Annotated in this window: 14 protein-coding genes; 11 read left to right on the top strand and 3 right to left on the bottom strand. The window is 64.2% G+C overall.

Annotation, left to right across the window (positions count from 1 at the left end; translation table 11 throughout):
* Positions 1–211: 211 nt before the first annotated feature.
* On the top strand, positions 212–760 hold the full coding sequence (locus KUO17_RS16645; RefSeq protein ID WP_217976635.1) for a tetratricopeptide repeat protein: 549 nt from the start codon (positions 212–214) through the stop codon (positions 758–760).
* Positions 761–769: 9 nt separating this feature from the next.
* Here the strand turns inward: KUO17_RS16645 and KUO17_RS16640 are convergent, their stop codons facing one another.
* Positions 770–1,096 (bottom strand): DUF1820 family protein, encoded by a 327-nt coding sequence (locus tag KUO17_RS16640; protein ID WP_038606593.1) that lies wholly within the window; start codon positions 1,094–1,096, stop codon positions 770–772.
* A gap of 129 nt (positions 1,097–1,225) precedes the next feature.
* On the opposite strand from KUO17_RS16640, the gene miaB reads away from it, so the two are divergent.
* From miaB to lnt, 5 genes are all read left to right on the top strand, one after another.
* Positions 1,226–2,554 carry a tRNA (N6-isopentenyl adenosine(37)-C2)-methylthiotransferase MiaB gene (miaB, locus tag KUO17_RS16635; protein ID WP_217976634.1) on the top strand — a complete coding sequence of 443 codons (1,329 nt, stop codon included), beginning with the start codon at positions 1,226–1,228 and terminating at the stop codon, positions 2,552–2,554.
* Between the two features lie 123 nt (positions 2,555–2,677).
* Positions 2,678–3,679, top strand: coding sequence for a PhoH family protein (locus KUO17_RS16630; RefSeq protein WP_217976633.1), 1,002 nt, complete (start codon positions 2,678–2,680; stop codon positions 3,677–3,679).
* On the top strand, positions 3,672–4,166 hold the full coding sequence (gene ybeY, locus KUO17_RS16625) for an rRNA maturation RNase YbeY (RefSeq protein ID WP_217976632.1): 495 nt from the start codon (positions 3,672–3,674) through the stop codon (positions 4,164–4,166). The genes KUO17_RS16630 and ybeY overlap by 8 nt, the downstream gene beginning before the upstream one ends.
* A gap of 5 nt (positions 4,167–4,171) precedes the next feature.
* Complete coding sequence (locus tag KUO17_RS16620; protein ID WP_217976631.1) at positions 4,172–5,011, top strand: HlyC/CorC family transporter; 840 nt, start codon at positions 4,172–4,174, stop codon at positions 5,009–5,011.
* Positions 5,012–5,019: 8 nt separating this feature from the next.
* Positions 5,020–6,537, top strand: a complete 1,518-nt coding sequence (gene lnt, locus KUO17_RS16615) for an apolipoprotein N-acyltransferase (RefSeq protein WP_217976630.1) — start codon at positions 5,020–5,022, stop codon at positions 6,535–6,537.
* Positions 6,538–6,542: 5 nt separating this feature from the next.
* Here lnt and KUO17_RS16610 read toward each other — a convergent pair whose 3' ends face one another.
* A complete protein-coding gene (locus KUO17_RS16610; protein ID WP_217976629.1) occupies positions 6,543–7,304 on the bottom strand; it encodes a YdcF family protein in 762 nt (253 codons plus the stop codon).
* Positions 7,305–7,430: 126 nt separating this feature from the next.
* A complete protein-coding gene (locus KUO17_RS16605; RefSeq protein WP_217976628.1) occupies positions 7,431–7,748 on the bottom strand; it encodes a hypothetical protein in 318 nt (105 codons plus the stop codon).
* Between the two features lie 238 nt (positions 7,749–7,986).
* Between KUO17_RS16605 and leuS the strand changes: the two genes are divergently transcribed.
* The 5 genes from leuS (at position 7,987) to KUO17_RS16580 (ending at position 14,022) form a co-directional block, all read left to right on the top strand.
* The gene (gene leuS, locus KUO17_RS16600; protein WP_217976627.1) at positions 7,987–10,593 is read left to right on the top strand and encodes a leucine--tRNA ligase; all 2,607 of its coding nucleotides are present in this window, start codon (positions 7,987–7,989) and stop codon (positions 10,591–10,593) included.
* Positions 10,594–10,652: 59 nt separating this feature from the next.
* Positions 10,653–11,258, top strand: a complete 606-nt coding sequence (locus tag KUO17_RS16595) for an LPS-assembly lipoprotein LptE (protein WP_217976626.1) — start codon at positions 10,653–10,655, stop codon at positions 11,256–11,258.
* 36 nt (positions 11,259–11,294) lie between these two features.
* The gene (gene holA, locus KUO17_RS16590) at positions 11,295–12,332 is read left to right on the top strand and encodes a DNA polymerase III subunit delta (RefSeq protein WP_217976625.1); all 1,038 of its coding nucleotides are present in this window, start codon (positions 11,295–11,297) and stop codon (positions 12,330–12,332) included.
* Between the two features lie 147 nt (positions 12,333–12,479).
* Positions 12,480–12,644 carry an alternative ribosome rescue factor ArfA gene (gene arfA / locus KUO17_RS16585; protein WP_217976624.1) on the top strand — a complete coding sequence of 55 codons (165 nt, stop codon included), beginning with the start codon at positions 12,480–12,482 and terminating at the stop codon, positions 12,642–12,644.
* Between the two features lie 61 nt (positions 12,645–12,705).
* Positions 12,706–14,022, top strand: coding sequence for a lytic murein transglycosylase (locus tag KUO17_RS16580; RefSeq protein ID WP_217976623.1), 1,317 nt, complete (start codon positions 12,706–12,708; stop codon positions 14,020–14,022).
* Positions 14,023–14,155: the final 133 nt, after the last annotated feature.

Here is a 14,155-nt window from a genome sequence, read left to right as displayed (position 1 = left end):
CCCCCACAGGTAGTGCATTGTACTCGGGACCTGCACGTGCCCGGTGGGAGCTGGCTTGCCAGCGAAGAGGCCGGAACAGGCGTCACACACCGCCCCGCTCGCCCCCCCTCAGCAGAAAATCGAGTAAAGACTTTGTAAGGTAGGCGCTGCTTATCCCATAATGTGCCACCAGACACATTGGCCGCAGCTTCGCAGAGGTAAGTCGATCACCATGAACCGCGCCGGCCGCGCCCTCGCACTGGGCTGCCTGTTGCTACTTCAGCCCCTGCTGGCCACCGCAGGCGGTAACTCGTTGCTGATCCCGGCAACAGGCCGCTGCACCCTCAATACGCCTGCCGACGAGCTGCAACAGGCCCTGGCCAGCTGCCAGCAAGCTGCGCAGTCGGGTGATGCCCAGGCACAATTCGAGCTCGGCGAGTTCTACTACGACGGCAAGAACACTGCGCAAGACCTGAACAAGGCGCTCAGCTACTTCGAGCAGGCCTCGTTGCAAGGCCATGCCCAGGCGCAATACCTGCTGGGTACCATGTTCTTTCGCGGCGAAGGCGTGGCAGCCAACAACGTGCAGGCGTATATCGTGCTGAAGATGGCTGCGGTGAATGGCGCCGAAGACGCCCTGGACCTGGCCGACGAAGTGTCTGCCAAGATGCAGCGCGACGAGCTGGAGGTGGCCACCCAGGTACTTGGCCAGATCTTTCGCAAGTACCTGCTGGAACTGCAGACCATCGACGGTCGCACCCCCTTCGCCCCGCTGCCGTAAGACGTCCGGCTATTTTTCCGGCATCGGCATCGGGAACGGCATCACGTTGCTCACACCCCGCGCTTCGCTGATCTTCGGCGTACCCAGACGCTCGACTTCGTCGATGCGCACGATCGAATGCATCGGCACAAAACTGCGCACCACGCCTTCGAACTGGGCCTTGAGCTTCTCTTCGCTGGGGTCGACGACGACCTGCGTGCGCTCGCCGAACACGAATTCCTCGATTTCGAGAAAGCCCCACAGATCGCTTTGGTAGATCTGTTTGGCGTACATCTCGAACACCTGACCCTGGTTGAGAAAGATCACTTTATAGATGGGGGCTTCGCGCTTGGTCATTGTCGGCAGGAACGATCGCAGGGGGAAATAAGTCGCAAACTATAACATAGGCACCCGGCCGACAACGCTAGGAAGCCTCGGCCACGCCGCTTATAATGCGCGGTTCTTTGAATCACCTGATGATCCCGCATGACCAAGAAGCTTTATATCGAAACCCACGGCTGCCAGATGAACGAGTACGACAGCTCGCGCATGGTCGACCTGCTGGGTGAACATCAAGCCCTGGAAGTGACTGCACGGGCCGAAGACGCCGACGTCATCCTGCTCAATACCTGTTCCATCCGCGAACGGGCCCAGGACCGCGTCTACTCGCAGCTCGGCCGTTGGCGCGAACTGAAGGACCTCAGGCCCGACATGGTGATTGCCGTCGGCGGCTGCGTGGCCAGCCAGGAAGGTGATTCGATCCGCAAGCGCGCGCCGTATGTCGACGTGGTGTTTGGCCCCCAGACCCTGCACCGCCTGCCCGAGATGATCGACGCGGCGCGCAGCACCGGCCTGCCCCAGGTCGACGTGTCGTTCCCCGAGATCGAAAAATTCGACCACCTGCCCGAGCCGCGTATCGACGGCCCCACCGCCTACGTGTCGGTGATGGAAGGCTGCAGCAAGTACTGCACCTTCTGCGTGGTGCCCTATACCCGCGGCGAAGAAGTCAGCCGCCCGTTCGACGACGTGCTGGCCGAGATCATCCACCTGGCCGAGAACGGCGTGCGTGAAGTGACCCTGCTGGGGCAGAACGTCAACGGCTACCGCGGGCAGACCCACGACGGCCGCCTGGCGGACCTGGCCGAGCTGATCCGGGTAGTGGCCGCTGTCGACGGCATCGACCGCATCCGCTACACCACCTCGCACCCGCTGGAGTTCTCCGACAGCCTGATCCAGGCCCACGCCGAGGTGCCCGAGCTGGTCAAGCACCTGCATCTGCCGGTGCAGTCCGGTTCCGATCGGGTACTGGCGGCGATGAAGCGCGGGCACACCGTGCTCGAATACAAGTCCAAGCTGCGCAAGCTCAAGGCCGCGGTGCCGGGTATCTGCATCAGTTCCGACTTCATCATCGGCTTCCCCGGCGAAACCGAAAAAGACTTCGAGAACACCATGAAGCTGGTGGCCGACGTTGGTTTCGACTTCTCCTACTCGTTCATCTACAGCCAGCGCCCGGGGACCCCGGCCGCCGACCTGCCCGACGACACCCCCGAGGCCGTCAAGAAGGAACGCCTGGCCGCCCTGCAGCACCGCCTCGATCACCAGGGCTTTGAAATCAGCCGGCAGATGGTCGGCACCCTGCAGCGCATCCTGGTCACCGACTATTCACGCCGCGACCCGGGGCAACTGCAAGGGCGCACCGAGAATAACCGTATCGTCAACTTCCGCAGCGACAATCCCACCCTGATCGGCCAGTTCGTCGACATTCATATCGACGATGCACGTCCGCACTCGCTGTTCGGTTCGCTGGTGCAGTAAAGGCGCTACGCCGGGCCCGACGAACGGCCCGGCGACCCTTGATCGTTTCAGCGCTTTCACCGTTGCGCGCGTGGGGTTATCCTTGGTTTCATCCACATTGCCGTAGGGCGGCTAAAAACGACCTTGAACGCACCCATAGAACCTCATCGTTTCATCCTCGAGCCCTTCGAGGCTCATCGCTTCGCCAATCTGTGCGGGCAATTCGACGAGCACCTGCGCTTGATCGAACAGCGCCTGGCCATCGAGATCCGCAACCGCGGCAATCAGTTCGAACTGATCGGCGAACCCAAGCTGACCTCCTCTGCCGAACAGCTGCTGCGCCGTCTCTACCGCGAGACCAAGGCCACCGAGCTGTCGCCGGAAATGGTCCACCTGTTCCTTCAGGAATCGGCCGTTGAAGCGCTGGAACACCCGGCCGTCAACGAAGTCAGCGTGTCGCTGCGCACGCGCAAGGGCATGATTCGCCCGCGCGGGCTGAACCAGCAGCGCTACGTGAAGGAAATTCTCGGCAACGACATCAATTTCGGCATCGGTCCGGCCGGTACCGGCAAGACCTACCTGGCCGTGGCCTGCGCGGTCGACGCGCTGGAACGCGAACAGGTACGGCGCATCCTGCTGGTGCGCCCGGCCGTCGAGGCGGGCGAAAAGCTCGGCTTCCTGCCCGGTGACCTGGCCCAGAAGATCGACCCGTACCTGCGCCCGCTGTACGACGCGCTGTACGAAATGCTCGGCTTCGAGCACGTGGCCAAGCTGATCGAGCGCCAGGTGATCGAGATCGCCCCGCTGGCCTACATGCGCGGCCGCACCCTGAACAACAGCTTCATCATCCTCGACGAAAGCCAGAACACCACCGTCGAGCAGATGAAGATGTTCCTGACCCGTATCGGTTTCGGCTCCACGGCCGTGATCACCGGCGACATCACCCAGGTCGACCTGCCGCGCGGCACCAAGTCGGGCCTGGCGCACGTCATCGGCGTGCTCAAGGACGTACCGGGCATCAGCTTTACCCATTTCCAGCCTAAAGACGTCGTGCGCCACCCCTTGGTACAGCGCATCGTCGAAGCCTATGAGCGCTTCGAGAACGCTCAGCAGGACCCGGCCGAAGGCAAACCGCGCAATGCTTGAACTCGATCTGCAACTGGCAAGCGATGCGCCCGCCCCGAGCGAAGACCAGTTCCGCCAATGGTGCGCCCTGGCCCTGCGCCAGCGCACGGCCGACTCGGAACTGACCATTCGCCTGGTCGACGAGGCCGAAGGTCGCGAGCTGAACCACACCTGGCGGCACAAGGACTACGCCACCAATGTGCTGTCCTTCCCCGCCGACGTGCCCGACGACCTGCTCGACATCCCGCTGCTGGGCGACCTGGTCATCTGCATCGCGGTGGTCGAGCGCGAAGCCGCCGAACAGGGCAAGGCCCTCGAGGCCCACTGGGCGCACCTGGTCATCCACGGTTGCCTGCACCTGCTGGGCTACGACCACATCGATGACGATGAGGCCGAGGAAATGGAAGCACTGGAACGAACGTTGCTTGCCGAACTGGGTCATCCCGACCCGTACGCCGACGACGAACACGACGCACCCCACACTGATATCTGCAAGGATCACGAGTAACCGCCATGAGCGAAGATCGATCGAGCAACGGGCAAAAGTCCTGGCTGGGCAAACTGACCCAGGCTTTTGCCCATGAGCCGAAAAACCGCCAGGAGCTCCTCGAGCTGCTGCGCGAAGCGCACCAGAACAAGCTGCTCGACAGCGAAGCGCTGACCATTGTCGAAGGTGCGATCCAGGTCGCCGACCTGCAAGTGCGCGACATCATGGTGCCGCGCTCGCAGATGATGAGCATCAAGGCCTCGCAGACCCCGCGCGAATTCCTGCCGGCAGTGATCGACGCCGCGCACTCGCGCTACCCGGTGGTCGGCGAAAGCCATGACGACGTGCTCGGCGTGCTGCTGGCCAAGGACCTGCTGCCGCTGATCCTCAAGGAGAACGGCGACACCTTCAACATCAAGGACCTGCTGCGCCCGGCCACCTTCGTGCCCGAGTCCAAGCGCCTGAACGTGCTGCTGCGCGAGTTTCGCGCCAACCACAACCACATGGCCATCGTCATCGACGAATACGGCGGTGTGGCAGGCCTGGTAACCATCGAGGACGTGCTCGAGCAGATCGTCGGCGACATCGAAGACGAGCATGACGTCGAAGAGGACAGCTACATCAAGCCGCTGCCCAGCGGCGACTTCCTGATCAAGGCACTGACCCCGATCGAGAACTTCAACACCTTCTTCGACAGCGAGTTCTCCGACGACGAATTCGACACCGTGGGCGGCCTGGTGATGAGTGCCTTCGGTCACCTGCCCAAGCGCAACGAAACCACCGAGATCGGGCCGTATCGCTTCCGCATCCTCAATGCCGACAGCCGCCGGATCCACCTGCTGCGCCTGACCCCCATCAACCGCTAAGGACAACCATGCGCTGGATCACCCGCCCCGGCTGGCCCGGTAACCTGCTGGCCGTGGCGGCCGGTGCCCTGACCCCGCTGACGCTGGCGCCCTTCGACATCTGGGCGCTGTCGCTGCTGTCGCTGGCGCTCTTCTATCTGGGGCTGCGCGACCTCACCCCGCGCCAGGCGCTGGGGCGCGGCTGGTGTTATGGCTTTGGCCTGTTCGGCGCCGGTACCTGGTGGATCTACGTCAGCATCCACGACTATGGTGGCGCCTCGGCGCTGCTGGCCGGCGGCCTGATGCTGCTGTTCTTCGCCGCCATTGCCTGGTTTTTCGCCCTGCCGGCCTGGCTATGGGCGCGCTGGCTGCGTCGCCCCGAGGCGCCACTGGCAGACGCACTGTGCTTTGCCGCCCTGTGGCTGGGCCAGGAAGCCTTCCGCGGCTGGTTCCTCACCGGTTTCCCGTGGCTCTATGCCGGCTACAGCCAGCTCGACGGCCCGCTTGCCGGGCTGGCCCCGCTGGGCGGCATGTGGCTGGTGTCGTTCACCCTGGCACTGACTGCTGCGCTGCTGTGCAACCTGCACCGGCTGCGCGAGCGCAAGGGCTTCATGGCCCTCGGCGCGCTGCTGCTGTTCGCGCCATGGATGGCCGGCCAGGCCCTCAAGGGCCATGCCTGGACCACGCCGGCGGGCGAGCCGCTGAGCGTGGCGGCGATCCAGGGCAATGTCGAACAGGAACTCAAGTGGGACCCCGAGCAGCTCAACCGGCAACTGGCGCTGTACCGCGACATGAGCTTCAGTTCCAGGCCGGTGGACATCATCGTATGGCCGGAAACAGCGGTGCCCGTGCTCAAGGAGCAGGCCCAGGGTTACCTGGACATGATGGGCAGCTTCGCCAGCGACCGCCACTCGGCACTGATCACCGGGGTACCGATTCGTGAAGTGGTGCACCAGCAGCGCCGTTACTACAACGGCATCACCGTGGTGGGCGAAGGCGATGGCACCTACCTCAAGCAGAAACTGGTGCCGTTTGGCGAGTACGTGCCACTGCAGGACATGCTGCGCGGCCTGATCGCCTTCTTCGACCTGCCGATGTCGGACTTTGCCCGCGGCCCCGAAGACCAGGCGATGCTGCAGGCCAAGGGCTACCACTTTGCCCCGATGATCTGCTACGAAGTGGTCTACCCGGAGCTGGCCGCCAGCCTTGCGGCCAGGAGCGACATTCTGCTGACCATCAGCAACGACACCTGGTTCGGCAAGTCGATCGGCCCGATCCAGCACCTGCAGATGGCGCAGATGCGTGCCCTTGAAGCCGGGCGCTGGATGATCCGCGCAACCAACAACGGCGTCACCGGGCTGATCGACCCGTTCGGCAGGATCAGCGTGCAGATCCCGCAGTTCGAACGCGCCATTCTCTATGGCGAGGTGGTGCCGATGCAGGGGCTCACGCCGTACCTGCAATGGCGCTCATGGCCCATGCTGATCGTCTGCATGCTGCTGTTCGGCTGGGCCTTGCTGGCCAGCCGAATCGCCAAGACGGTCTAGACGCACTAGTAGAACAGGCGATAGCCGAGCAGGCCGACCGCTTCGTTGAGCAGTTGGCCGTTTTGCCACATCGCCTTGTTCTCCGGCATCCAGCCGCCGAACGGGCGGGCGTTGTCATTGCCCAGAAAGCCGACCGGCGCGCCCATCACCTCGAAGCCTGCACGCTCGAAGCTCCACACCGAGCGCCTCATGTGCCAGGACTGGGTCACCACCACCACGCGCCTGATGCCCTGCGGCAGCAACACCGCAGCGCTCATCTGAGCGTTTTCCCAGGTGGTGCGGCTTTGCTCCTCCTGCCAGCGCACACTCACGCCGAAATCACGCTGCAGCGAATCAGCCATCAGCCTGGCTTCGCTGGGCGGCGTGCCGTAGTGCAAACCACCCGTGGTCAGTAGCGGCAAGCCACTGGCCCTGGCCAGTTGCGCGGCATAGCGCATGCGCTCCAGGGCCACACCGGAGGGCTGGTCGGCATTGCCCCACGCCGGGTCCCCGCGCTCACGCCCCGCGCCCAGCACCACGATCGCGTCGGCCTGGGCGGCCAGCGCCGGCCACTGCGCAGGCTCGATGGCCGGTACGTTCTCCAACTGGCGCGCGGCGAACTCGACCACCACCGGCAGGCTCATCAGCCACAACCCGCCCAGCCCCGAGACAAGGCACAGCAGCGCAGTGCGTGGCCAACGACGACGCAGCCACCAGGCAGCCAACAGCAGCAGCAACAGCACGCCGGGCGGCAAGAGGATCTGTTTGATGAAATAGCGCAATGGCATCAGGCACCTCCAGGGATGCCCAAGGCTACAGAGAAACGACGCCTGGCAACAACGATCACCAGGCGCCGATCAGCGAGATTGACATGTACGTGGCACACTCCGGCTGCGCCTGACTGTCCCGAACGGTTATTTGCAGTGCAGCGTTCTGGGTTTTTCCGTGGTGGTGGAGCGGGCCTTGTCCTTTAGCCAGACAACCCTGGCCGAAGGCGACGACTGCGCTTGCTGTGTCGCGCCGGTGCTTCCCTGCCGGCCTGCTGGAAGCGACTCCAGGTAGGCCTTGATCACATCGAATTCGGCGCGGCTCAGGCCACGCAATTCCAACTCAGCAGGCATTTCATCGCGTAATCGAACGGCGGTGCGCGCGGTGTCCAGGGCAAGCCCCAGACGGTCGATCAACCGCTCGTAAAGCTCCGGTTTCAGTGCTTGTAGCTGCGACTCTCCCATCCGTTCACCTCATTGAAGATAGAATTCATCTCCCCCACACGTCAGCTTAGCGGCACTCGAAAAACCGGCCCGGCGCCGCGACCAACGGCCCGCGACGCCGACACTGATGCAATCAGGGTTTCCCACGATGGATGGGGGTCATGTATGCTACGGCGTTCACTCTTGACACCGGATTGCCGGGCGCTACGGTTTTAAACCAGCCTGGATAAGGTCTCCCATTTCTCAGCGCAAAGTAGCCATGCACGAACTCTATCAGCCCCGCGAAATCGAAGCCGCCGCCCAGTCTTACTGGAACGAGCACAAGTCTTTTGAAGTCAGTGAACAGCCAGGCAAGGACACGTACTACTGCCTGTCGATGTTCCCTTACCCAAGCGGCAAGCTGCACATGGGCCACGTGCGCAACTACACCATCGGCGACGTGATCGCGCGCTACCAGCGCATGCTCGGCAAGAACGTCCTGCAGCCAATGGGCTGGGACGCCTTCGGCATGCCGGCGGAAAACGCCGCGATGAAGAACAACGTCGCGCCCGCCAAGTGGACCTACGAAAACATCGATTACATGAAGACCCAGCTCAAGAGCCTGGGCCTGGCGATCGACTGGTCCCGCGAAGTCACCACCTGCAAGCCGGACTACTACCGCTGGGAACAGTGGCTGTTCACCCGCCTGTTCGAAAAGGGCGTGATCTACCGCAAGAACGGTACCGTGAACTGGGACCCGGCCGACCAGACCGTACTGGCCAACGAGCAGGTCATCGACGGCCGTGGCTGGCGTTCGGGCGCGCTGATCGAGAAGCGCGAAATCCCGATGTACTACTTCAAGATCACTGCGTACGCCGACGAGCTGCTGGAAAGCCTCGACGAGTTGCCGGGCTGGCCTGAACAGGTCAAGACCATGCAGCGCAACTGGATCGGCAAGTCGCGCGGCATGGAAGTGTCGTTCCCCTACGACCAGGCCAGCATCGGCGAGGCCGGCGCACTCAAGGTCTTCACCACACGCCCCGACACGCTGATGGGCGCGACCTACGTCGCGGTCGCCGCCGAGCACCCGCTGGCCACCCTCGCCGCCCAGGGCAACCCCGAGCTGCAAGCGTTCATCGATGCCTGCAAGGGCGGCAGCGTCGCCGAAGCCGACATCGCCACCCAGGAGAAGAAAGGCCTGGCCACTTCCCTGCTGGTCGAACACCCGCTGACCGGCGAGAAGCTGCCGGTGTGGGTCGCCAACTACGTGCTGATGCACTACGGCGACGGCGCGGTCATGGCCGTACCGGCCCACGACGAGCGCGATTTCGAGTTCGCCACCAAGTACAACCTGCCAATCAAGGCCGTGGTGCGCACCAGCGCCGGCGATGAAGTGGGCAGCGAATGGCAGGCCGCCTACGGCGAGCATGGCCAACTGATCAACTCGGCCGAGTTCGACGGCCTGGACTTCGCCGGTGCGTTCGACGCCATCGAAGCCGCCCTGATCAAGAAGGAACTGGGCAAGTCGCGCACCCAGTTCCGCCTGCGCGACTGGGGCATCAGCCGCCAGCGCTACTGGGGCTGCCCGATCCCGATCATCCACTGTGACACCTGCGGCGACGTGCCGGTGCCAGAGGACCAGTTGCCCGTCACCCTGCCAGAGAACGTGGTGCCGGACGGCGCCGGTTCGCCACTGGCGCGCCTGCCCGAATTCTATGAATGCAGTTGCCCGACCTGTGGCGCACCCGCCAAGCGCGAAACCGACACCATGGACACCTTCGTCGAGTCGTCCTGGTACTTCGCACGCTATGCCTCGCCGAACTACGAGCACGGCATGGTCGACCCCAAGGCCGCCAACCACTGGCTGCCGGTGGACCAGTACATCGGCGGCATCGAACACGCGATCCTGCACCTGCTGTACGCACGCTTCTTCCACAAGCTGATGCGCGACGAAGGCCTGGTCACCTCCAACGAGCCCTTCAAGAACCTGCTGACCCAGGGCATGGTCGTGGCCGAAACCTACTACCGTGTCGCCAGCAACGGCGGCAAGGACTGGTTCAACCCGGCCGACGTCGAAATCGAGCGTGATGCCAAGGCCAAGATCATCGGCGCGCGCCTGAAGACCGACGGCCTGCCGGTGGAAATCGGCGGCACCGAGAAGATGTCCAAGTCCAAGAACAACGGCGTCGACCCGCAAGCGATGATCGATGCCTACGGCGCCGACACCTGCCGCCTGTTCATGATGTTCGCCTCGCCACCGGACATGAGCCTGGAATGGTCCGACTCCGGTGTCGAGGGCGCCAACCGCTTCCTGCGCCGTGTCTGGCGCCTGGCCCAGGCCCACGTTGGCCAGGGCCTGCCGGGCACGCTGGACCTGTCCAGCCTGGACGACGCCCAGAAGCTGGTGCGCCGTGCCATCCACGCCGCCATCAAGCAGGCCAGCGTCGATGTGGGCCAACACCACAAGTTCAACACCGCCATCGCCCAGGTGATGACCCTGATGAACGTGCTGGAAAAAGCCTCGCACGCCACCGAACAGGACCGTGCGCTGATCCACGAAGGCCTGGAAACCGTCGCCCTGCTGCTGGCACCGATCACCCCGCACATCAGCCATGAGCTGTGGCAGCGCCTGGGTCACGACGGCGCGGTCATCGATGCCGGCTGGCCGGTACTGGACGAAAGCGCACTGGTGCAGGACAGCATTGCACTGGTAATCCAGGTCAACGGCAAGCTGCGCGGGCATATCGAGATGCCTGCCACCGCCAGCCGCGAAGAGGTCGAGGCCGCGGCGCGCAGCAACGAGAACGTGCTGCGCTTCACAGAAGGCCTGAGCATCCGCAAGGTGATCGTGGTACCCGGCAAGCTGGTCAATATCGTCGCCAACTGACAGCAACGGGCGCCCTGAGCGGCGCCCGCACAGCCCACAAGGTTCAAGGGAGCAACAAGATGATCAAACGCAATCTGCTGGTGATGGGCCTGGCTGTCCTGCTCAGCGCCTGCGGTTTCCACCTGCGCGGCACCGGCGTTACCGAGCTGAGCCTGAAGGAACTGGACCTGAGCGCGCGCAATGCCTACGGCACGACCGTCACGCAACTGCGTGAAGTACTCGAGAACAGCGGTGTCAACGTGCACAAGGGTGCGCCTTACAAGCTGATTCTGACCAACGAACAGGAAACCCGGCGCGCGGCCAGCTACGCTGGCGGCGGGCGCTCGGCAGAATACGAACTGAACAGCGAGCTGACCTACGAGATCCGCGGCCTGGACAACCTGAGCCTGCTGACCGACAAGCTCGAAGTGCAGAAGACCTACGTGCATGACAGCAACAACCTGGCCGGCTCCGACCAGGAAGCCGATCAGATTCGTGATGAAATGCGCCGCGAAATGGTGCAGAAGATGGTCCTGCGCCTGCAACTGCTGACGCCGGAACAACTCAACGCCCTGCAACAGGAAGCCGACGAACGCGCCAAGGCCGAGGCCCAGGCGGTCGAAGCTGCCCGCCGTGCACAAGACGCGCAGCCCCAGCAATCGCCGCTGGAACTGCCGGCCAACTGAGCCTGAACGGGGCGCTTCGGCGCCCCGCCTGACCCCATGAAGCTCACCCCCGCCCAACTCCCCAAGCACCTGCAAGGCAGCCTCGCGCCGGTCTACGTGATCAGTGGCGACGACCCGCTGCTGTGCCAGGAAGCCGCCGACGCCATCCGCCTGGCTGCCCGCCAGCAAGGTTTCGACGAACGCCAGGTATTCAGTGCCGATGCCAACTTCGACTGGGGCACCCTGCTGCAGGCCGGGGCCAGCCTCTCGCTGTTCGCGCAAAAGCGGGTGCTGGAATTGCGCCTGCCGTCGGGCAAACCGGGGGACAAGGGCGCGGCCGCGCTGATCGAGTACTGCACGCGCCCCGCCGAAGACACCCTGCTGCTGATCAGCCTGCCCAAGCTCGACGGCAGTGCGCAGAAGACCAAGTGGGGCAAGGCGCTGATCGACGGCCAGCAGGTGCAGTTCGTGCAGATCTGGCCGGTGGACACCCACCAGTTGCCGCAATGGATCAACCAGCGCCTGGCCCAGGCCGGGCTGTCGGCCCAGCGCGATGCGGTGGAACTGATCGCCGCCCGTGTCGAAGGCAACCTGCTGGCGGCGGCGCAGGAAATCGAAAAGCTCAAGCTGCTGGCCGATGGCAATCAGATCACGGTCGAAACCGTACAGGGAGCGGTGGCCGACAGTGCCCGCTTTGACGTGTTTGGCCTGGTCGACGCGATCCTCAATGGCGAGGCGGCACATGCCCTGCGCATGCTGCAGGGCTTACGCGGTGAAGGGGTCGAGCCGCCGGTGATTCTGTGGGCGCTGGCGCGCGAGTTGCGGGTGCTGGCCGGCCTGGCCCAGCAGTTCAGCCAGGGCGTGCCGCTGGACAAGGCTTTCAGCCAGGCCCGCCCCCCGGTGTGGGACAAGCGCAGGCCGCTGATGAGCAAGGCCCTGCAACGCCATTCGGCGCAACGCTGGGGGCAATTGCTGCAGGATGCCCAGCGCATCGATGCGCAGATCAAGGGCCAGGCCCAGGGTTCGCCGTGGGTGAGCCTGTCGCGGTTGTCGCTGCTGATGGCAGGGCAGCGCCTGGCGTTGCCGGCCGAGTAAGCCTGACTCACTGTGGCGCGGCCTTCGCTGGCAAGCCAGCTCCCACAGGTTTTTCATGAGCGCCGCAAATCCCTGTGGGAGCTGGCTTGCCAGCGAAGGATTCAGCGCCTATATTGCGCCGGACATCCACTCAGCAGGACCACTGCCATGAGCAAAAAGCCAGCAAAAAACCGGCCCAACAAGGCCAAATCCATCGTCGCCCAGCCCTTGTTCCGCAGCCGCCAGGAACCCGCCGGCAAAGGCAAAGGCAGCTACCGCCGCGAAGCCTTCCAATCGAGAGATTGGGAGGCTTCTTACTTTTTGGCCGCATGAAAGCAAGAAACCCACAGGCGTGGTATGGTCGGCACCTGACCTGAAATACCTGGACCCATGCATGCCCTTCTGCCTTTCCCGTCGCCGGCAACTTCGCCAGCTGACTGCAGCCTCCAGCCTCATCCTGCTCGTCGCCTGTGCCGAGCAACCTACCGTCGCCGACACCCTGCCCCTGGCTCCCGCGCAACCCAACCCGGTGGTCACCCTGCCCACCCCGAGCGCAGACGCCAGCCCTGAAATTCAGCCGCTGCAGACCTTTGCCCAATGGCAGGCAGGTTTTCGCCAGCAGGCCCTGCAGGCCGGTATCAACCCGACCACCTTCGACCGTGCATTCCTGGGCGTCACACCTGACCTGGATGTGATCAAGGCCGACCGCAGCCAGCCCGAATTCGCTCGCCCGGTGTGGGAGTACCTCGACGGTGCGCTGTCGCCTGTACGCGTGCGCAACGGCAAGAAACTGCTCGAGCAGCACGCGGTACTGCTCAGCCAGCTTGAGCAACGCTATGGCGTCGACCGGCGCGTGCTGGTATCGGTGTGGGGCATGGAAAGCAATTTCGGCCAGTTCCAAGGCAGCAAGTCGGTGATCCGCTCACTCGCGACCCTGGCCTACGAAGGGCGTCGCCCGGCGTTTGCCCAGGCACAGTTGACTGCCGCGCTGCAGATCCTGCAGAACGGCGATATCCAGCCCGAGGCCATGCTTGGCTCATGGGCCGGCGCCATGGGCCAGACCCAGTTCATCCCCACCACCTACAACACCCACGCCGTGGATTTCGACGGTGACGGTCGCCGCGATATCTGGAAGAGCTCGGCCGATGCGCTGGCCTCCACCGCGCACTACCTGCAAAGCTCCGGCTGGAAGCGTGGCGAGCCGTGGGGCTTCGAAGTGCAGGTGCCAAGTGGTTTCGACTACTGGCTGGCCGACGGCAGCCTGCGCAAGAGCGTGGCCGAGTGGCAGCAGATGGGCGTGACCCTGCCGGCCGACGCACGCGCACCGGCCGGCACCGAGCAGCTGTCTGCAGCCCTGCTGCTGCCGGCCGGTGCACGTGGCCCGGCTTTCCTGGTGCTGGACAACTTCCGCGCGATCCTCAAGTACAACAACTCGTCGTCCTACGCCCTGGCGGTGAGCCTGCTGGCCGAGCGTTTTGACAGCGCCGGCTTCATTCGCGGCTCGTGGCCCAAGGATGACCTGCCGCTGAGCCGCAGCGAGCGCATCGAGTTGCAGGAGCTGCTGAGTGCCCACCAGTACGATGCGGGTGCGCCAGACGGGATCATCGGCGCGAACACGCGCAAGGCGATCCGCAGTGCCCAGCAGGCGCAGGGCTGGCCGGCTGATGGCTACCCGACGCACAAGCTGCTGGAAAGCCTGCGCAGCCGCTGACCGCGCAGCGCGACCTTCGCTGGCAAGCCAGCTCCCACAGGGATATCACCGAGCTTGAGGCCCGTGCAGTACCTGTGGGAGCTGGCTTGCCAGCGAAAGGGCCCTGAAGAACAATGAAAAAAGCCCCCCGTAC

It is taken from the genome of Pseudomonas aegrilactucae, assembly GCF_019168305.1.
GTDB classification, from domain to species: Bacteria; Pseudomonadota; Gammaproteobacteria; order Pseudomonadales; family Pseudomonadaceae; genus Aquipseudomonas; species Aquipseudomonas aegrilactucae.
This window is presented reverse-complemented; position numbering and strand designations above follow the sequence as displayed.